This window comes from Kribbella alba (assembly GCF_039529635.1).
Taxonomy (GTDB): Bacteria; Actinomycetota; Actinomycetes; order Propionibacteriales; family Kribbellaceae; genus Kribbella; species Kribbella alba.
Map to the genome: position 1 here is coordinate 1 of NZ_BAAANE010000002.1, position 17,074 is coordinate 17,074.

The 17,074-nt window shown below is 67.1% G+C and carries 19 protein-coding genes; 8 read left to right on the forward strand and 11 right to left on the reverse strand.

The annotated features are described in order from the left end of the window. Positions 1 to 804: 804 nt before the first annotated feature. The 3 genes from ABD210_RS01965 to ABD210_RS01975 all read right to left on the reverse strand — a co-directional run bounded on the left by ABD210_RS01965 (position 805) and on the right by ABD210_RS01975 (position 4,330). On the reverse strand, positions 805 to 1,479 hold the full coding sequence (locus ABD210_RS01965; RefSeq protein WP_344107950.1) for a DUF1775 domain-containing protein: 675 nt from the start codon (positions 1,477 to 1,479) through the stop codon (positions 805 to 807). Between the two features lie 13 nt (positions 1,480 to 1,492). After that, positions 1,493 to 2,863 (reverse strand): copper resistance CopC/CopD family protein, encoded by a 1,371-nt coding sequence (locus tag ABD210_RS01970; RefSeq protein ID WP_344107952.1) that lies wholly within the window; start codon positions 2,861 to 2,863, stop codon positions 1,493 to 1,495. Between the two features lie 108 nt (positions 2,864 to 2,971). Continuing rightward, positions 2,972 to 4,330 (reverse strand): sensor histidine kinase, encoded by a 1,359-nt coding sequence (locus tag ABD210_RS01975; protein ID WP_344107954.1) that lies wholly within the window; start codon positions 4,328 to 4,330, stop codon positions 2,972 to 2,974. A 505-nt stretch (positions 4,331 to 4,835) separates the two neighbouring features. Here ABD210_RS01975 and ABD210_RS01980 point away from each other — a divergent pair. Genes ABD210_RS01980 through lepB form a run of 3 tightly spaced genes read left to right on the forward strand, consistent with a single transcriptional unit; the run spans position 4,836 to position 7,367 of the window. Next, a complete protein-coding gene (locus tag ABD210_RS01980; RefSeq protein ID WP_344107956.1) occupies positions 4,836 to 6,371 on the forward strand; it encodes a multicopper oxidase family protein in 1,536 nt (511 codons plus the stop codon). Then, the gene (locus tag ABD210_RS01985) at positions 6,364 to 6,873 is read left to right on the forward strand and encodes a hypothetical protein (RefSeq protein WP_344107958.1); all 510 of its coding nucleotides are present in this window, start codon (positions 6,364 to 6,366) and stop codon (positions 6,871 to 6,873) included. The genes ABD210_RS01980 and ABD210_RS01985 overlap by 8 nt, the downstream gene beginning before the upstream one ends. Next, positions 6,840 to 7,367, forward strand: a complete 528-nt coding sequence (gene lepB / locus ABD210_RS01990; RefSeq protein ID WP_344107961.1) for a signal peptidase I — start codon at positions 6,840 to 6,842, stop codon at positions 7,365 to 7,367. The genes ABD210_RS01985 and lepB overlap by 34 nt, the downstream gene beginning before the upstream one ends. On the opposite strand, the gene ABD210_RS01995 is transcribed toward lepB, so the two are convergent. Beyond that, positions 7,364 to 7,744 carry a response regulator gene (locus ABD210_RS01995; RefSeq protein WP_344107964.1) on the reverse strand — a complete coding sequence of 127 codons (381 nt, stop codon included), beginning with the start codon at positions 7,742 to 7,744 and terminating at the stop codon, positions 7,364 to 7,366. The two genes, lepB and ABD210_RS01995, sit on opposite strands and share 4 nt — an antisense overlap. A 180-nt stretch (positions 7,745 to 7,924) precedes the next feature. Between ABD210_RS01995 and ABD210_RS02000 the strand changes: the two genes are divergently transcribed. Next, entirely contained in the window at positions 7,925 to 8,620 is a 696-nt protein-coding gene (locus ABD210_RS02000) for a response regulator transcription factor (RefSeq protein ID WP_344107966.1), read from the forward strand. Then, positions 8,610 to 9,923 carry a sensor histidine kinase gene (locus ABD210_RS02005; RefSeq protein WP_344107968.1) on the forward strand — a complete coding sequence of 438 codons (1,314 nt, stop codon included), beginning with the start codon at positions 8,610 to 8,612 and terminating at the stop codon, positions 9,921 to 9,923. Before ABD210_RS02000 ends, ABD210_RS02005 begins: the two co-directional genes overlap by 11 nt. A 27-nt stretch (positions 9,924 to 9,950) precedes the next feature. On the opposite strand, the gene ABD210_RS02010 is transcribed toward ABD210_RS02005, so the two are convergent. Next, entirely contained in the window at positions 9,951 to 10,172 is a 222-nt protein-coding gene (locus tag ABD210_RS02010) for a hypothetical protein (RefSeq protein WP_344107970.1), read from the reverse strand. Between the two features lie 183 nt (positions 10,173 to 10,355). Here ABD210_RS02010 and ABD210_RS02015 point away from each other — a divergent pair, with 183 nt between their 5' ends. Then, a complete protein-coding gene (locus ABD210_RS02015; RefSeq protein WP_344107973.1) occupies positions 10,356 to 10,679 on the forward strand; it encodes a YciI family protein in 324 nt (107 codons plus the stop codon). A gap of 3 nt (positions 10,680 to 10,682) precedes the next feature. On the opposite strand, the gene ABD210_RS02020 is transcribed toward ABD210_RS02015, so the two are convergent. After that, positions 10,683 to 10,892, reverse strand: coding sequence for a KTSC domain-containing protein (locus ABD210_RS02020; protein WP_344107976.1), 210 nt, complete (start codon positions 10,890 to 10,892; stop codon positions 10,683 to 10,685). 13 nt (positions 10,893 to 10,905) lie between these two features. Further along, complete coding sequence (locus tag ABD210_RS02025) at positions 10,906 to 11,238, reverse strand: helix-turn-helix domain-containing protein (protein WP_344107978.1); 333 nt, start codon at positions 11,236 to 11,238, stop codon at positions 10,906 to 10,908. 139 nt (positions 11,239 to 11,377) lie between these two features. Here ABD210_RS02025 and ABD210_RS02030 point away from each other — a divergent pair, with 139 nt between their 5' ends. Further along, on the forward strand, positions 11,378 to 11,662 hold the full coding sequence (locus ABD210_RS02030; protein ID WP_344107980.1) for a hypothetical protein: 285 nt from the start codon (positions 11,378 to 11,380) through the stop codon (positions 11,660 to 11,662). Here ABD210_RS02030 and ABD210_RS02035 read toward each other — a convergent pair. Then, positions 11,652 to 12,281: a hypothetical protein gene (locus ABD210_RS02035; protein ID WP_344107983.1), complete on the reverse strand. Its 630-nt coding sequence runs from the start codon at positions 12,279 to 12,281 to the stop codon at positions 11,652 to 11,654. The genes ABD210_RS02030 and ABD210_RS02035 overlap by 11 nt on opposite strands. A gap of 130 nt (positions 12,282 to 12,411) precedes the next feature. On the opposite strand from ABD210_RS02035, the gene ABD210_RS02040 reads away from it, so the two are divergent. Continuing rightward, the gene (locus ABD210_RS02040; protein ID WP_344107986.1) at positions 12,412 to 13,239 is read left to right on the forward strand and encodes an aldo/keto reductase; all 828 of its coding nucleotides are present in this window, start codon (positions 12,412 to 12,414) and stop codon (positions 13,237 to 13,239) included. A 5-nt stretch (positions 13,240 to 13,244) separates the two neighbouring features. On the opposite strand, the gene ABD210_RS02045 is transcribed toward ABD210_RS02040, so the two are convergent. From ABD210_RS02045 to ABD210_RS02055, 3 genes are read right to left on the reverse strand one after another with little or no spacing between them, the layout of a single operon-like run. Continuing rightward, the gene (locus tag ABD210_RS02045; RefSeq protein WP_344108945.1) at positions 13,245 to 14,879 is read right to left on the reverse strand and encodes a LuxR C-terminal-related transcriptional regulator; all 1,635 of its coding nucleotides are present in this window, start codon (positions 14,877 to 14,879) and stop codon (positions 13,245 to 13,247) included. A 5-nt stretch (positions 14,880 to 14,884) separates the two neighbouring features. Beyond that, positions 14,885 to 15,040: a hypothetical protein gene (locus ABD210_RS02050; RefSeq protein WP_344107988.1), complete on the reverse strand. Its 156-nt coding sequence runs from the start codon at positions 15,038 to 15,040 to the stop codon at positions 14,885 to 14,887. A 50-nt stretch (positions 15,041 to 15,090) separates the two neighbouring features. Continuing rightward, positions 15,091 to 16,977, reverse strand: coding sequence for a hypothetical protein (locus tag ABD210_RS02055; RefSeq protein WP_344107990.1), 1,887 nt, complete (start codon positions 16,975 to 16,977; stop codon positions 15,091 to 15,093). Positions 16,978 to 17,074 lie beyond the last annotated feature (97 nt).

Here is a 17,074-nt window from a genome sequence, read left to right on the forward strand (position 1 = left end):
GCATGTGTTAAGCACGCCGCCAGCGTTCGTCCTGAGCCAGGATCAAACTCTCCGTTGAAATCTATAAACAAACCACATCCGAAGATGTGGAGAGTCAACACATTGAGTAGATCCTTTGATATCTCAGAAACAATCAAACTGACTTGAATCATTGTTTTTCAAAGGAATCCGAACACGGACAACAGACAACCCAGCACCCAAAATCTCGAAGAGACCCGGGGTAGATGGAATCATCCAATGCCGTGTACGGGGTTAATGCATATTTCGGCATTGACTTTCGGCACGCTGTTGAGTTCTCAAGAATCGGACGCACACCGCGCTTCAGACTTTCGTTTGAAGCTCCGGGGCAACCCGCCAAACATTACTGTTTCGTCCGGGGCCAGTCAAATCGGCCTCTTTCGTCCCAGCCTCTCTGCGTGTCTCAGTGACCGAAACCCGCTTGGGGCGTGTTTCGGCTCCTAGGACCTTCAGGGAGTTTGGAGCGTCCGGCCGCTTTCGCGTCCCGCACTCGCTCCAACAAGAAGAACATTACTGACATTCACGGTGAAGATGCAAATCGGGGTCTGCACCCTCCCTGCACCACACCAGTCACCCGCGTCACCGCGAGTTCCTTGGGTCCATCATCCCCCGCCACACAAGTGCGCCGGGGAGGCCGTGATGGGCGGCAGACAGAGTGTCCACCACCCATCAAGTCCAGCGCCGTCCGGTGACGCCTCTCGGCGAGTGGCCGCTCGTAGCGGCGGAGTGTGAAGCCCGGGGGTCTTGAACCGGACGGCATCAGATGTAACCGCCTCCCCCGCCGGGCTATTCCCGTCCGACCGCGATCTTCTGCCGGCGATTCGACGCACGGATCCGTCCGTCGGCGAGCAGGACCAGGAGCGCCGGCAGAGCCACCGCCGCCGTCACGACCGCAGCAGTTCTCGCCGCTCCCCCAGAGGCCCCAGAGGCCCCAGTGACTCCGGCCGTCCCAGGCGCCGCCGCGGACTCGGCGCCGTCGAGCACCAGGACCGGCGCAGGATGTTCGGGCTCAGGCGAGCCTTCGGTGGTCGCCTCGCTCCAGCTCACCACTTCCCCGTCGTCGTAGGTCTGGTCCACGGCGAACGTCAGCTGAGCCACCCCGGTCGGCAGCCTGTCGACATGCACCGCGAAGTCGACGCCGTCACCTCCACCGATCGAGCCGCCTTTCCACGTCACCGCCGACAGGGTCCCCTGCGCCCCGGGCTCCGGCGTGGCGGTCCAGCCGGGTGAATTCTCAGCGTGGACACCTGCCAGACCGGCCGCCAGTCTCACCCGCACAGCGACCGTGTGCGCGGAGGCCCTCTCGTTCGGAACATGGAAGGTCAACTGAACATCGGTGGTCCCCGGCTTGACCTCCTTGTCCGGGTGCACGTGCACATGAGCGAACGCCGGAATCGCACCGAGCAGCAGCACGCCGGCGATGCAGATCCCCACCACTCTTGCGATCCATCGCAGAACCATCCCCCCACACCCCTCAGACAGCAGTACTCGTCGCGACCAACGCCGCAGTGACACCGAGGACCACGACACCAATGCAAAGCTCCGCCACCAATCCCTGCCGCAGCGCCCGGATCTGCTTCCGATCGGGCAGCACCTGGCGGACGACCATCTCCCCCATCACCGTGTCCCCCACGGGCGCAGACACTGGCCCGGCGGCGACCACCTGCACCTGCAGGACCGTGGGAATCAGATGACGCTGCACCCACCGTCTGGCCAGGGCTCCAAACGCAACCAGCACAGCCACGAAGGACACCTTGACCAGCAGCAACCTGCCCAGCGGCGTACTGGTCAGTGCTGAGACTGAGCCGAGCTCGCGCCAGGCCTGGTAGGTGCCGGTGATCACCAGAACGACCACGCAGCTGAAAGCCAAGCGGGAGAACCGAGGCAGGACTGCAGCGAGTTCCAGCACCAGCGCCGGGCGGGCCAGGCTCACTGCGACGAGTGCGAGGCCTCCCAGCCAGAGGGTCATGGCGGTGAGGTGCAGGAGGTCGGCAGCGACGGCCAGCGGAACCTGCCGGCCTGTCACGGCATGACCGGCCAGGGGCCAGGTGCACAGCAGCGCGAGCGAAGCAATCCCTGTCAAGAGCCGGAGCGGGCGCTCTAGAACGGCTGACACACCGATCACCACACCGAGAGCGAGCAGAGAGTAGAAGCGCGCGGCATACGCGAAGTCGGACAAGCCACTAGCGGCATCGTGCGAGCTTCCATGCCAGGTATCACCCAGCGAATTGCCACTGGTCCACACACTCGCGACAGCGATAGCCCCCAGCGAGGACACGGCGAGTAGCGCGAGGCCGGACCAGATCATCCGGCGTGGCCTCGCCTCCTGGCGACCAGCCGGCCACAGAGCAAGCACCACCATCAGTACGCCGGGGCCGGCGGCGAGGCCGAGATACCCCAGCCCACGCAGCAAGCCGAGCAGCACCCCGGCGTCACCCGAGTCGTCGCCCGATGGAATCGTGCCGACCACTGAGCTGGGCGCACCGATCGAGAACCGGAAGTTGCCGGCCGCCGGATGTCCGTCGGCGGACACCACCCGCCAGGCCACGGAGTAGGTGCCCTGCCCAAGGCGGCCTGGGAGAACTGCCCGGACCACCTGTTGGGTCGTCGTACCGGCGATGCCGTCGATGTCCACCCGGCGCATACGGTCGTCGTACACACGGACGGAGCCCGGCACTACGGTGACGGCCTCGCGGAAAGTGAGTACAACCTGGTGGGGCGCGCTGGTGACCACCGAACCCGCTGCGGGTTCGCTGGTGAGCAGGCCGGTGTGAGCTGCTGACGGTCCAGCGGTCGCGAACGCATACGCGATAGCCAGTCCGAGCATGATGAGCAGGCGACGCATGCGTTTCCCCCCGGATACGACTGAAGTCGAGTCACAGCTTGCCCGCCCCACGTGGACGGCGGCCAGCCGCAGCATGGGGACCACGGACCCCTCAATACGAGGGGTACGTCAGCCTTGTGTCGCCACCGCCTGCAGAGGCAGCACTATCGAGATCTCCGTGCCACCACCAGGCCGGCGCCGCACCGAAAGCGTGCCGTCCAGTTCGTGGACGGCGTCGCGCATCAGTTGTAGACCCAGGTGCCCGGCTTTCCACAGGCCGACCGCGGGAGCGACGCCGTGACCGTTGTCGGCGACGCTCAGCCGAAGCCACCGGGCATCGCCCACCAGCTCGATCCAGGCTTGCGACGCGCCGGCATGCTTCGCGATGTTCGTCAGGCACTCGCGGGTACACCGATAGGCCGCCGCGGTGACCGCAGGGCTCGGCTTGAACCGCAGGTCGACCGTCACAGTCACGTCCACGCCATCGAGCCGCAGCCGGTCGGCCAGTCGGTCGAGGGCGTCCGCCAGCCCCGCCTCGGCGAGATCGGGCGGGTAGACGGCGACCACCAAGGTGCGCAGCGAGCCGACGGAACCGCTCACCACCCCCGTCAGCCGATCCAGCGAACCGCGGAACTCAGGCGACGCACTCACCGGCAGGTCGGCCTGGACAGACTTCATCGCCGCGTCCGCGCCGATCAGATCCCGGACCACCGTGTTGTTCAGGTCGTGGGCGATCGCCCGCCGCTCCCGCTCGGACGCCGTAACACTGCTGAGCAGCAGTCGTCCCCGCTCGGCAGCGGCCCGGCTGACCTTGCGAAGCAGCCAGACCGAGACAGGAAGTTGGGCCAGGACGAGTACCACCAGCGCCAGCAGCACGAACGGCACCAGGGTCTTGATCAGCTGGCTCCGCGCGAGCGAGACCCTCGCCTCGCTCGAGTAGACCTCCAGGGCCAGTCGCTCCCCCGAGGGCAGGTCCAGCGGCACATAGACCTCCACCAACCGGTCCAGGGTGCTCTCTGCCGCGTTGTCGGGATCCGAGAGGTTCGACACCTCGGCGTGGCTCTGCTGCCGATCGATGGAGTCTGTGATGTCGCTCGTCACCGGGAACGACTTCCCGATCATTCGCGGCGAATCGGAGTACAGGACGGTGCCGTCGCGGTCCCACACCTTCACCCGCACGACACCGTTGTCGCTCTGGCGGGCCTCGACCGCCGCATCCAGCGCGGCCTTGGCATCGACGTCGCCGGCGATCACCGCGGACATCCTCGGAGCGAAGATCACCGCACCGAGAGTCTCAGCGGACCTGGCGGCCTCGGCCAGGGCGAACTTCTCCGCGATCGATCTGGCGGCGATGGCGGCCGCTCCCCCGGACAGCAGGAACGCGGCCAGCGCGGTCAGGACCAAAGCGAGGACGAACCCGCGAATCGGGCGGACAGCAGCGGCCGACGACCCGGTACCCCCGAACCCGGCGCTGTCTTCCACAGCCACACCCCTATGCCGACACAGACGGTCAGAAAATGAAGGGGGGCGTGCCTATAGAACCACCTGGCACCGGCGTCCGCCAGCACTACACGGCGTCTTCGTGGCCGAATCGCAACCTGGGTGGGTGGCCGGGCTGACAAGGGGGGTGATGCGCCAGCCCGGCCACGGACGGGGTATCCGGTGCGACTCACCGGCGGTTACGACACCCGATGCACTCAGTGTCGGGGCCACGCGAGCCTCCTCACATCCCTCAACCTGGCGGCGGCGCGCACCCCAACATGGGTGGTGGCTCCCGCACCCAACCAACGTTGGGGATCCCGCACCCCCCACCCCGAGGGTGTTCCGGAGTCGTGCGCGTGACGGACCGTCGAGCGTGGGAAGCACCGGCTGTGGGGGCCTGTGAAGGACAGGGTGCAGGGGGAAACAGATGTATGACAGGGCTGTGTCACGTACCGATCAGGGCGTGTCACGTAGAGAGATCTTGAAATTCGGGGCTTTGGGGACAGCTGCGGTGGCCTTGCCACTGGAGCGGACCGTGCATGCCCAGGTATCGGCGACCCGGCTGCCGGCCAGCAAGTTCCCGGCGCCATTCACCGTGCCGTTCAAAGTGCCGCCGGTCGCGGTACCGGCGTACAGAGGGCTACATACCGACTACTACGACATGACGATGCGTAGCACCACGAAGGAGATCCTGCCGGGGTTCAAGACCGAGGTGTGGACGTACAACGGGTACTTCCCGGGGCCGACCATCAACAACTACCGGGGGCGACCGGCGGTGGTGCGGCACGTGAACGCGCTGCCGGCGAAGCATCCCCGGCTCGGCTATGACGCCACGACCTCGGTGCACCTGCACGGGTCGGACTCGCTCCCGCAGTACGACGGGTACGCGAGCGACATCACCTGGCCGGGGCAGTACAAGGACTACCACTACCCGAACGACCAGGACGCGCGGACGCTCTGGTATCACGACCACGCCTCTCACCACACCGCTGAGAACGCCTATATGGGCCTGGCCGCGATGTACATCCTGCACGACGACGTGGAGATGGCGACGACGCTCCCCAAGGGCCGCTACGACGTGCCGCTGGTGATCAGGGACGCCGCGTTCGACACCAACGGGCAACTGCTCTTCGACGACCCCGAGCACAAGGGGATCTTCGGCGACGTCATCCTGGTGAACGGGTCGCCGTGGCCGGTGATGAAGGTCGAGCGCCGCAAGTACCGGTTCCGGATTCTCAACGCGTCGGTGTCCCGCGGCTTCAAGTTCGCGCTCAGCACCGGCGACCCGTTCACCTTCGTCGGCACCGACGGCGGGTTGATGCCGCGCACGCAGCAGGTGACCAGCTTCCGGCAGGGCACCGCCGAGCGGTACGAAGTGGTGATCGATTTCGCCAAGTACAAGATCGGCCAGCGGATCGTGCTGAAGAACCTCGGGGTCAAGAACATCGTGAACTACCCGACCACCGGGAACGTGATGGCCTTCGACGTGACCAGCAACTCGACCGACCCGACCAACAACACGGTGCCGGCCGTGCTTTATCCGGCCGAGTCCGCGATGATGCTCACCGAGGCGATGGCCACCAAGACCCGCCGGTTCGAGTTCATCCGCTCGCACGGGCACTGGACCATCAATGGCAAGGACTGGCAGGACGTCATCGATTCGGGCTTCCAGATGGTGCTGGCCGATCCGAACCTGAACGACATCGAGATCTGGGAGTTCGTCAACGACTCCGGCGGCTGGTGGCACCCCGTGCACATCCACCTGGTCGACTTCAAGATCCTGGATCGCAACGGGAAGCCACCGAATCCCTGGGAGCTCGGCGGCAAGGACGTCGTCTTCGTCGGCGAGAACGAGACCGTCCGGCTGGTGATGAAGTTCGGCCCGCACACCGGCCGCTACATGATCCACTGCCACAACCTGGTCCACGAGGACCACGACATGATGTCGCAGTTCCGGGTGGACCCGCCCCACGACTACGACGACCCGATCTACGCAGATGCAGCCAGGTGGCTGCCGGCCGGACCACTCGGAGCCGACGATGCATGAGCCGGTCGTGGTGCCTCGCCGCAATCCGTCGTACGACGAGGACCCGGTCCCGCCCGGGGAGGAAGCCCTGTTCGGCTGGGGATCGGGGGCCGCGTTCCTCTGCGGGCTCACCGGCGTGGGCGAGCTGGTCGTCGTGCAGCAGCAGCTCGCCCACGGGTTCGGGTACGTGCTTCCCTATCTCGTCGCTGCCGTGCTCCAGCTGGGCATGGCCCGCTGGCTTTGGACCTCCGAGGGACCGGTCGCGCCCATGGCGGGCGTCATCCTGATGACCGTCCTGCTGGGCACCTTCGTCGTCGCGACGGCGAGCGGTGTCCCGGTCGGGCCGCATGGCGAGCCGGAGAAGGACGACCTGGTACGGATTCTGGTCACAATCGGACAGCTCGGCACCCTCTTGTTGCTGCTGGCAACGATGCAGGGACGACGCCGGCGCTGGGCTTTCAACACGATCCTGCTGGCTGGGGTGGCACTGTGGATCTTGCGGCTGACAGGCGCACTCGGCTGACCGCGGTCCGGCGTCGACGGTTGCTGCTGTCGATCGCCGGGCTGCTGGTCGTCCTGGTCGTGGTGCTGCTGCAGTTCGGCGAGCCGATGCGGGTGTCGTCGTCGAGCATGGAGCCGACGCTGAAGTCGGGCGACCAGATCCTGATCGCCACCCGGGCCTACAAGTCGCAGGGCCCGGCCCGCGGCGATCTGGTCGTCTTCGACGGACCCGACGGCGCGCTGGTGAAGCGGGTCGCCGCGATCGCCGGCGACGAGGTCGGGATCGAGGACGGGCAACTGGTCGTCAACGCTCGGATCGTGCCGGAGCGCGCTGTGGACCAGAGCACGGTCGACGGCATGTACTACGGACCGGTGACGGTGCCGTCCGGGAGCGTCTTCGTGCTCGGGGACAACCGCGCGAACTCAGTCGACTCCAGGACACTCGGGCCTGTGCCGCTGGACGCGTTGATCGGCCAAGTGAGGATCCGGCTGTGGCCGAGCCCCGGCGATCTCTAGACGCTTCTGACCTCGACGGCCGAGCGGATCGCCTCGATGACGGTGTCCACGGGCGAGTCCTTGTAGACGACCGCTACCGCACCGGCCGCCAGCGCCGCCAGCTCCTGGGCGCCACCGCTGGGGGCCGAGGTCCAGACCACGATGCGCACGGCCGGATCCGAGGTCAGCACCAGGCGGGTGGCGTTGACACCGTCGAGACAGGGCATCGCCAGATCCATCAGGACGACGTCAGGCTGCAGCCGGGCCGCGGCCTCGACTGCCTGCAGCCCGTCACTCGCCTCACCGACGACCTCGATGTCTGGCAGTCCGGACAACGCGAGGCGGATCGATTCCCGGACCAGTTCGTGGTCGTCGACGAGGAGGAGGCGGTTCGTCATGAGCTCAACAATTCCGCAATCCGTGCGCTCAGCACCATCCCCAATACAGGTTCCCAGGCCTGAGCGTTCAACTAGTTGGTGACGGGAGTCACGGAACGTGCTTATATGGACTTCGCAGGGGGCCGCGGGTGGGCGGATTCTGCGCGAGCCGGGGGGCTAGGGATGAATCAACGTTTTGGTATGACCACGGTCAGTGACCGCGATGGGCAGCGCACTGCCACCATTGTGGGGAGGGCGACCCGGGTGATGATCGTCGACGATCATCAAACCTTCGCCCAGCTGCTGGCGCTCGCGGTGAGCAGCCAGCCTGACTTCGAGTGCATCGGTACGGCGGGGACGGGGGCGGAGGCACTCAGGCTGGCGACCCAGCTGCTGCCTGACCTGGTGGTGATGGACATCGAGCTCGATCAGGAGAGCGGGCTCGACGTCACCCGCAAGCTGCGCGAGGCGGTGCCCAACGTCGTCGTGGTCGTCGTGACCGCGCACCGGGACGCCGACTGGGTGGTCCGGGCCGCGCAGGCCGGCGCGAACGCCTTCGCGCCGAAGTCCGGCGCGCTCGACGAGATGCTGACGATCCTTCGGGACGCCCGCAGCGGCGCGATGACGGTGGCCTCGTCCATGTTCGCCACCGTCCCTTCCAGGTCGCCGTCGGCCGATCCGGGGGCAGCCAGCCTCACCTCCCGGGAGCGGGAGGTGCTGACGCTGCTGGGGAAGGGAGTCGCTCCGGTGGCAGTCGCGCGACTGCTGGGCATCACGGTCAACACGGCCCGGGGCTATGTGAAGTCGATCCACGCCAAACTCGGCGTACGGTCGCAGCTCGAGGCGGTGCTCAAGGCTCAGCGCCTGGGCATCATCGAGACCTCCGATGACGCATGACAATGGGCCGAGGTCGCTGCGTCGTGCGGTCATCGCGCTGGTTCTGACGGCACTCTCGGCGTTCGTCCTGGTCGGCGTGGCGGCCGTGGTCGCGTCCCGCCAGATCGCCGAGCGGACCGCGCTGACCGAGGCCGAGCGGTCGGCCCAGACGCTCAGCAAGGTCGTCTTCGCACCGGCCATCCCGGCCGTCCTGGAGGGCGACCAGGCCGCGCACGTGCGGCTCGACGAGGCCGTCCACGCCCGCAAGGAGCACGGTGGGGTGGCCCGGATCAAGGTCTGGAGCCGCGAGGGCGTCGTGCTGTACTCCGATGCGCCGACCGCGGTCGGCCGGAGGTTCCCGCTGGACCAGGACATCGCCCTGGCGATCGACCACGGGACCAGCCAGACCGCGATCTCCGATCTGAGCGACGAGGAGAACTTCTCCGAACCGCGAGAGGTGCTCGGCGATCACCTGGTCGAGGTCTACGTGCCACTGGTGCTGGAGTCCGGCGGGACGCTCTGCCTGGAGGTCTACACGACGACTGCACGGGTCGATCGCGCCCGGACGGAGCTGACCGGCAGTGTGGTCACCTATGCCCTGCTGTCGCTGATGCTCCTGGTGCTCGCGCAACTGCCGATCTCGATCGGCCTGATCCGCCGGGCTTCCCGGGCAGACGCCGAACGGCGCCGACTGCTGGCGAACGCCCTGACCGCGTCCGAACGAGAACGCCAGTCGATCGCGCGTGACCTGCACGACGGGGTGGTCCAGGACCTCGCCGGCGTCAGCTATGCGATGGGTGCTCTGCGGACGGCTCTGCCGCCCGATACCACCCCCAGGGCCCGCGCGGCCTTCGACGGAGTAGCCACTACGGTCCGGTCCGCGGTGAGCTCCCTGCGGACGTTGATGGTGGACATCTATCCGCCGGACCTCACCGCGACGGGGTTGCCCTTCGCGATCGAGGATCTGGCCAAGCGGCTGCGGCGCAACGGGATCGACGTCTCGGTCAAGGTGGACATCGGTGACCAACTGCGGTCCGAACTGGCTGCCGCCATCTATCGCGCGGTCCGCGAGTGCAGCTCCAACATCGCGCGGCACTCCGGCGCCGGCCATGCCTGGATCGAGATCGGTGCCGACGATCGGCAGCTCGTGGTGCGGGTCGCCGACGACGGGCACGGCCTACATCCGGGCGACGACCCGGGGCCGGGTCACCTGGGCATTCAGCTGGTCCACGACGGCATCCGGGAGCTGGGCGGAGAGCTGACCATGGGACCACGGGCCGAAGGCGGCACCGAGGTGGTCATCCGCCTGCCCAGAACGGCCTGATGCGATCACCTCACCGCTCCACGGCTGTCACTTCGAAGGTTGCGGGGCGGTGCAGTCGATCTTCGGGTTCGCGCCGACGTAGTTCAGCGGTCCGGCGACGATGGTGACCAGAACAGTGCCGACCTTCGCGCAACTGGCGTCGGAACTGGAGAAGTAGTTCCGCTGTGCCGCCGCGGCGAGTCCGATCAGCAACCACACAAGGACAACGATCGTGATGATGCGTGAACCACTCGCTGTACGAGTAGCCATGTTTACCTCCTGGTGCCGGCGCACCCCCGTGGGTCTACGTTCTGGTGCCCGCCGCTGACGCAACGAAACCGGCTGACCTTCCTGTCGATTCCACCGGCCGTCGTTCGTCAAGGAAGAGAACGCTCACCCAAGGGCGGGTTCCGCGGGCGGTTTCGCCGCTCGCGCCAGACAAGGAGATGCGCCATGAGCAAGTACCTGTACCTCTACCGTGGACCGGCCACGCCGATGGAGGACTTCACGCCGGAGCAGGGCGAGGAGCAGATGAAGGCGTGGACCGACTGGATGGGCAAGGCGGCGGGGTCGATCGTGGACCAGGGCAATCCGCTGGTGCCGCGCGCGTCGGTCCGCGACGACGGCACGTCCGCCGAGCCGAGTGACCAGAACGGCTACACGATCGTCGAGGCCGACGACCTGGACGCCGCCCGCGCGCTGCTCGACGGCCACCCGTTCCTCACCGAGGGCAAGGGCCGGTTCGCGATCGAGATCTTCGAGGTCCAGCCGATGTAGTCGTCACACCTCGGCGAACTCGTAGTACGGCTTGATCTCGGTGTTGACGAAGTTGCCGATGCTTGGCGAGGCCAGCAGGCCGGCGTACGTCGGTTGGGGGACGTCGAAGTAGTGGTAGATGCTGCCGTTCACGTACTCAAGCTCGAGGGTGCGGGTGGAAACGCTGTACCCGACCGTGCGGATGCTGGCGGACTCCACGGGTCGTCGTCTCATCCGGCCAAGCCTTTCACGTGCTGGTCGTAATCCGGGCGAGGACGCGGGCGAGGTCGCCGACGGCGGCGTGGAGCTGGCCGAGGACCGAGTCGTCGAGGGTTGGAGGGGGCTCCTCGGCGCCTAGGTTCGCCGTGAACCTGGCGCGGGCGTCGGGAGGCGCCAGGTTGAGTGAGGTGTCGAGGGCCTCCTGAAGTTGCGGGCTGGGCACCATCTCCGGGCGCTCACGCCACTTGGCTACGGTGCGGGCCGAGACGCCGAGGTGCTCGGCGAACGCCTCGTTGGTCTGGCGCATCGCCGCCCGCAAGGCGTGCGCGTGTCTGCCGGTCCACTGGTCGATGACTGTCATCGGCTCGCTCCTCGCGAATCTCGATCACTCCCTGCAATCAGGTTACGGCGATCCAGTGATTGGCGGGTGCGCTTTCAGTGCCCTGTGGATACAGGTCCGGTTCATGGTCGGTCGCGCCCGGCGAGCGTTGACTGGGCCCATGGACGAGATCAGCGGTAGACCGACGGCGCTGCTCAGGCGGCGCCATCTGAAGGTTGCCACCCAGGCGGGACCACGCTGCTTCCAGTTGGTGCGGCATGTCGACGTCTCCGGCGTGAGCGGCACCGGCGTGGTCGCGGAGGGCGTCGAGTGGTCCGACGGCACGGTGACCCTGCACTGGGGCGGCCGATACCCGACCACCACGGTCTGGCAGGACGGTATCGACGCCCTCCTGACCATCCACGGCCACAACGGCGCCACCACCATCAGGTGGCTCAGCCGGTGAGGGAGCGGAGGGCTCGGCGGGAGGGGCTGAGGGTGACCGGCTTGTAGGGGCAGCGAGCGTCGGTGAGGGTTTCGTAGGCGCGGATCGCGCGGTTGGCGGCGTCCCAGCCTTGCTCGGCGGGGCTCTTGCCGCGGCCGCGGTTGCGGACCAGGGCGCCGTAGAAGGCCGAGCAGAAGACGGTCGCCTCGTACCAGCCGATCACCGTGCTGGTGCCGATATAGGTGATGTCGTCCTGCAGACAGTCCCGGATGGCGCGTTGCCACTTGCCGATGCCGGTCTTGCAGCCGTCGGCGATCACCACCCCGCTGCAGATCCCCCACTGGCGGTCCACGAACCAGTCCGCGAGCGCGTTCAGCGAGACCTGCGTCTCCCCGTCCGTGCTCAGAAACGACGGCTCCTCGCTGTGGTCACCGTGTGCCATCACGTGCAGCACGGTCGAGGGTGTGGTCAGCGCGGAGAAGGCGGTCTCGTGGTCGCGGGTGCGGACGAAGTTCACGTCGATCACCGGACGGTTCCAGCCGGCGTTGATGTTGCTGGTGATGCCCTGCACGAAGGTCATCGACGCGTCGAAGGAGCTATCGAGTCCGAGGTCCACCAGCGTGATCAGTCGGTTCTTCATCGCCCACCCCTCCGCGTGCTGATCCCCGCCTCCGAGGGGTACCGACCCATCATGACCCAGCCCGGCGACAGTTTCCGCCCGATGTCCACCGATACCGTGGCGGCAGCAGAAACCCAGCGGAGGATGCCCGATGAGTGAACTCGCCCCGACCGTCACGCTGAGCAACGGAGCCGCGATGCCGCGGCTCGGACTCGGCACCTCACCGATGAACGACGCGGACGCCGAGCGGGCCGTAGGAGAGGCTTTGGAGCTCGGGTACCGCCTGATCGACACGGCGGAGAACTACCGCAACGAGGTCGGCGTCGGCCGCGCACTGAAGAACATTCCGCGCGAGGAGGTCTTCGTCACGTCGAAGTTCAACAAGCGGTGGCACAGCGTGGAGGGCGCGCGGACCGCGTTCGAGGCGAGCGCCGAGAAGCTGGGCGTGTCCTACCTCGACCTGCTGCTGATCCACTGGCCGAACCCGGACCAGGACCGGTACGTCGAGGCCTGGCGCGGGTTGATCGCCCTGCGCGAGGCCGGGCTGGTCCGGGCGATCGGGACCTCCAACTTCAAGCCGTCCCACCTGCAGAGGCTGATCGACGAGACCGGCGTCGCTCCGGAGGTGAACCAGATCCAGCTGAGCCCGCTGTGGACCAAGCAGGAGAGCCGCGACTTCCATGCCGAGCACGGCATCGTCACCGAGGCCTGGAGTCCCATCGGCAAAGGTGGCGATCTCCTGAACCACCCGAGCGTCGTCGAAGCCGCCCGGGCGCACGACAGGACGCCTGCCCAGATCGTGCTGCGGTGGGAGGTCCAGCTGAACGTAGTACCGATCCCTAAGTCGTCTGACAGGACACGGCTGGAGCAGAACCTCTCGGTGTTCGACTTCGAGCTCACCGACGACGAGCTGGCGAAGCTGTCGGCGCTGGACGGCTCGGGTTCAACCCCTGCCGACTCGGACCGGGCCGGGCACTGACGCTGCTACTTCTCGACAAGGTGGTGCGCGACGTAAGCGGCAGCCTCTGTTCGGTTCTGGAGGCCGAGCTTGGACAAGACGCTGGCGACATGGTGTTCGACGGTTCGGCGACTGAGGTAGAGGCTCGCGGCGATCTCTGGATTCGACAGGCCCTCCGCCAACACACCTAAGACGTCGCGCTCGCGCTTGGTGAGAACGCCGAGCCCCCTCGGCCCTTTGCGACCCGCGGTGGCGCCGACAGATTCAAGCCAGGTGGCGGCCGCATCGGCATCCCGGGCGGCGCCCAGATCCTCGAAGACGGTCAAGGCGACGCGTGCTTCGTCCACAGCGGACTCCAGCTGCTCGGTCGACATCGCGACGGCTTGTGCCAGCCGAGTGCGAGCAACTTCGAGCGGCATCTCGAGCCACGCGTACTGCGCGTCCGCTGCGGCCAGGTGATCCTGTGCGGCGTCGTTGTCGCCCGCCGCGAGCAACGCCCGTCCCAGTAGCCGCTCGGCCCGGGCCTTGATCAGAACACTGTCTGCGCGGACGCCGACGGTGGCGAGATGCCTGCCTTCGTCGGAGGCACTGCCGAAATCACCGCCGGCCAGGTAGGCCTCGCCGAGCACCTCCCGAAGGCAAGACTCCTCGATGTAGCGACCCTCCAGGTTGTCGAGCTGTCGTCGGGCCATTGCGACCGCCGTCGCTGTCTCGCCGGCCGCCAGGTGAGCGGCGGTCAGAACGGGCCGTACGACGAGGCGATCCTCGTACCCGGCCAGAAGCCGACGAGCCTCATCAACGCGTCCTTGAGCAAGCCGGAGATCCGCCAGATAGGCAGCCACCTCTGCTTGAACCGCCGGCAGGGAATCACCAGCCAGCTCCCCCGCCGCCGCAAGCTCAGTCTCGGCTCTGACCCAGTCCCCGGTAGCGACCAGTACTGCGCCGTACGAGGCCCGGCAGATCGCGTGCAGGTATGGGCAGCCATATCGTTCTGTGAAGTCGGCCAGAGACCGGATCCATTGCACGACCCGGAGGAAATCCGCGCCGCGCACACACGACTGCATCAACATGCGGCCGGCGAAGACCACCGTGTCCAGGTTCATGGGCTGGGCGACGAGCGCGCCGGCCAACGCCTCGTCCAGCATGGCCGCGCCCTCGGTCACGCGGCCGAGATCGATCAAGGCCGAGCCCCACATGCTCAGCCCGTGGAGCTGCAGGTCGCGGTCATCGGCATCCTGGCCGGCTCGCAGGATTCGTTCGGCCCAGGCGGCGACTTGCAGAGGGTCCTCTTCCGCCGCGCCCCTGGCCACAAGGGTCCACGCCGTGACAACCGGGTCGTCCAGAATCAGCGAGAGCTCAACCGCACGCGCCACCCACTCTTTCGCGACGGCTGAGTTCCCTGCATTGGCGTCGTAGAGCACGGCGAGCCGGACGGTCACCCGGGCCGCCCGTACCGGGTCGGCTTGAGCGGAGGCTGCAAAGGCCCGTTCCCAACAGGAGAAGGCGCCGCGGATGTCGCCCAGCCACCAGTGCGCGGCCGCCAGACCCGACAAACTGTCGGCGGTCTCATCGACCCCGACCAACTCGCCGAACGCGGCCCGCGCCCCCACCCAGTCCCCGTCGGCAAGTGCGGCCTCACCTACCTCGAGGAGATCAACCATCTCCCTCACACCACCGAAGGTACGTCAGCCCCGCTTCCACCGCCCAGTCCAGCCAACAGCGAAGCGAGGACGGACTCTTCGTGAACGGCGACTCCGCGCAGCCGCATGGCGGCGGAGTGGCCGGAAAGGAACCCGCTGATGCCGCCGGTGAACAACCGCATGATGGCGACGTGACCTGCGGCCTCATCGTTGATGGCACAGAACTCCCCGCTCAGATCTCTTCCTCGTCGGTGATCCGGTGGGTTCCGGTGTGGTCGACGCGGAACTTGAAGCCGTGGCGGGTGGTCCATACCAGCGCGTGGCCGTCGATGGGTCGGACCTTCCAACCGCCGCGGGTCTTTACCCTGTGGCTGAAGCGCCGCAGGGGTCTGAGGTTGCTCGTGCTGGTTTGTCCCGGCGGCCCGGTCGGGTCGAACGGCATTACGTGGTCGAGGTCGGTGCTGTTGGTCGTTTCGCCCGCACCAAACGGGAACTGCTCGACCGGGTAGGTGAGCTTGACGCGTTCCCTGATCCGACGTGGTATTTCGTAGGCGTTCACGCTGAGGTGATCCTTGAGGTCGATCACCGGCTGGACGTCGATGTGGTCATGACCAAGCAACTCGGCCAGCTTTGCGGCAAACACCGGCCCGAAGCCTTCGACGCGCGTGACTCCCCCACCGGCAAGGAGCGTCTCGTCGGTGATGTGGAGGTAAATCTTCGTCCGCCCGGGTCTACGTCGGGCTCTGCGCCGAGGACCGCGACCGGTTGTGTCGCCCGGGCTCGGCCCATCCGCGTCGCCTCCGACAGAGCTCTCGCCGGGGTCACAGGTGGCGGTGTCGGCGGCTTCCTTGATCGCGGCCAACCTCGCGGCGAGGTCCCGTCGTGCGGCAAAGTCCATGCCGCGCACGGTCTCTTCCGCAGTGCCTCTCCTCTTGCCACGGCTGGGTGGTGGGGGCGGATCGAGCGGGTGACCGGGCTGGCTCGGGTCGGGCGCATCCCGATCGGCTTCGGCGTCGGGGCCGGGTTCGTCGGCTAGGAACAGGTCAGCAGCCGGCTGACCATCGCGGGTCACCTCGTCTGCCTGCAATTCATCGGCCCGCTCGCTGTCGATCTGCCGGCGGTCATCCGTGCTCGGGGCGTCCCCGGCGCTGGGTATGTCAGCCGCTTGCGCAGGCTCGCCGGTCCGCTCGCCGGTCCGCTCGCCGTCAGCTCCGGCCGACTCGCGGTCTACGTTGGGCGCGCTGGCTCCGGCCGGTGCAGCGTCCGCTCCACCGTGATCGCGAAGCCCGGTGGACTTAGCTCGTGCCGGGCCTTCACCCTGTTCACTCGGCTCGGTCGGCGTTTGGCTGGTGGCGAGATATTGGGCTACCTCCAGCAACTCGTGAGCGAAGGCAGGGTCGGCGAGGATGCCTAGCGCCTTGGCCCGACGCAGGTCGAGGGGATCGGTGTCACCCATGGCGGCCAGGCCGTCGGCGATCTGGGCAATGATGGCATCGAAGCGGATCACATCGCCGGTAGCCGCCTTGGCGAACAGCTTGGTGGTGCCGTGCTCATCGGAACGCCCCGGCCAAACGCCACGTTCCCTCACCTTCTGTTCGCTGGCAGCGCGGGCCGCGGCGGGGTCGGCATCCCAGATCGAAGCCTTGACGATGTTGCTCACCTGGATCGCACTCAGGCTGTCCACGATCCCCGCGACCCGCGCATCGACCAGCGCGGCCGCTTCTACCGACAGCGGCAGGCACGCGGTCGCGATCAACCGGGCCTTCCATGCCGTCGCCTGACCCGACTCCACTCGCGCCCAGGTCAGCGGCAACCGGTGCCGCAGCGCGAGCGCCTGACCGATGAACCTAGCCCCCGACTCCGATGTCACGCCGAGCATCGCCGCGAACTCTGCGACAGCGAACTCGGCGATAGCTGGGCAGCCGGCCCCGCCATACACCACGCCGCGTTCACCACCAGGCTGGTCATCGGGGACCCTTGCCGGGCTGGGGAACAGGTCGGCATAGTGCACTGCGAGCTGGAGGAGCTTGACCTCAGATTCGCGTTGCAAGGCGTGCCACTCACCGGTCGCGGCGAGTGTCTCGGCCGCGGCCAACTGGGTCACATCCTCTACGAACATGTGTTCGAGTCTACGCTGACTGATTAACTGACCGCAAACCCACGGTCAGCCGTTTTCCCTTATCCACAAGGGGAAACATCACATCAGAATCAGGGCT

Coding starts and splice junctions, on each gene's coding strand:
- ABD210_RS02040 (WP_344107986.1), top strand. CDS start 12,412: ATGAGTGAACTCGCCCCGACCGTCACGCTGAGCAACGGAGCCGCGATG.
- ABD210_RS02045 (WP_344108945.1), bottom strand. CDS start 14,879: ATGGTTGATCTCCTCGAGGTAGGTGAGGCCGCACTTGCCGACGGGGAC.
- ABD210_RS02020 (WP_344107976.1), bottom strand. CDS start 10,892: ATGAGACGACGACCCGTGGAGTCCGCCAGCATCCGCACGGTCGGGTAC.
- ABD210_RS02030 (WP_344107980.1), top strand. CDS start 11,378: ATGGACGAGATCAGCGGTAGACCGACGGCGCTGCTCAGGCGGCGCCAT.
- ABD210_RS01965 (WP_344107950.1), bottom strand. CDS start 1,479: ATGGTTCTGCGATGGATCGCAAGAGTGGTGGGGATCTGCATCGCCGGC.
- ABD210_RS02005 (WP_344107968.1), top strand. CDS start 8,610: ATGACGCATGACAATGGGCCGAGGTCGCTGCGTCGTGCGGTCATCGCG.
- ABD210_RS01985 (WP_344107958.1), top strand. CDS start 6,364: ATGCATGAGCCGGTCGTGGTGCCTCGCCGCAATCCGTCGTACGACGAG.
- ABD210_RS02000 (WP_344107966.1), top strand. CDS start 7,925: ATGACCACGGTCAGTGACCGCGATGGGCAGCGCACTGCCACCATTGTG.
- ABD210_RS02025 (WP_344107978.1), bottom strand. CDS start 11,238: ATGACAGTCATCGACCAGTGGACCGGCAGACACGCGCACGCCTTGCGG.
- ABD210_RS01970 (WP_344107952.1), bottom strand. CDS start 2,863: ATGCGTCGCCTGCTCATCATGCTCGGACTGGCTATCGCGTATGCGTTC.
- ABD210_RS02035 (WP_344107983.1), bottom strand. CDS start 12,281: ATGAAGAACCGACTGATCACGCTGGTGGACCTCGGACTCGATAGCTCC.
- ABD210_RS01995 (WP_344107964.1), bottom strand. CDS start 7,744: ATGACGAACCGCCTCCTCCTCGTCGACGACCACGAACTGGTCCGGGAA.
- ABD210_RS02015 (WP_344107973.1), top strand. CDS start 10,356: ATGAGCAAGTACCTGTACCTCTACCGTGGACCGGCCACGCCGATGGAG.
- ABD210_RS02055 (WP_344107990.1), bottom strand. CDS start 16,977: ATGTTCGTAGAGGATGTGACCCAGTTGGCCGCGGCCGAGACACTCGCC.
- ABD210_RS02050 (WP_344107988.1), bottom strand. CDS start 15,040: ATGCGGTTGTTCACCGGCGGCATCAGCGGGTTCCTTTCCGGCCACTCC.
- ABD210_RS02010 (WP_344107970.1), bottom strand. CDS start 10,172: ATGGCTACTCGTACAGCGAGTGGTTCACGCATCATCACGATCGTTGTC.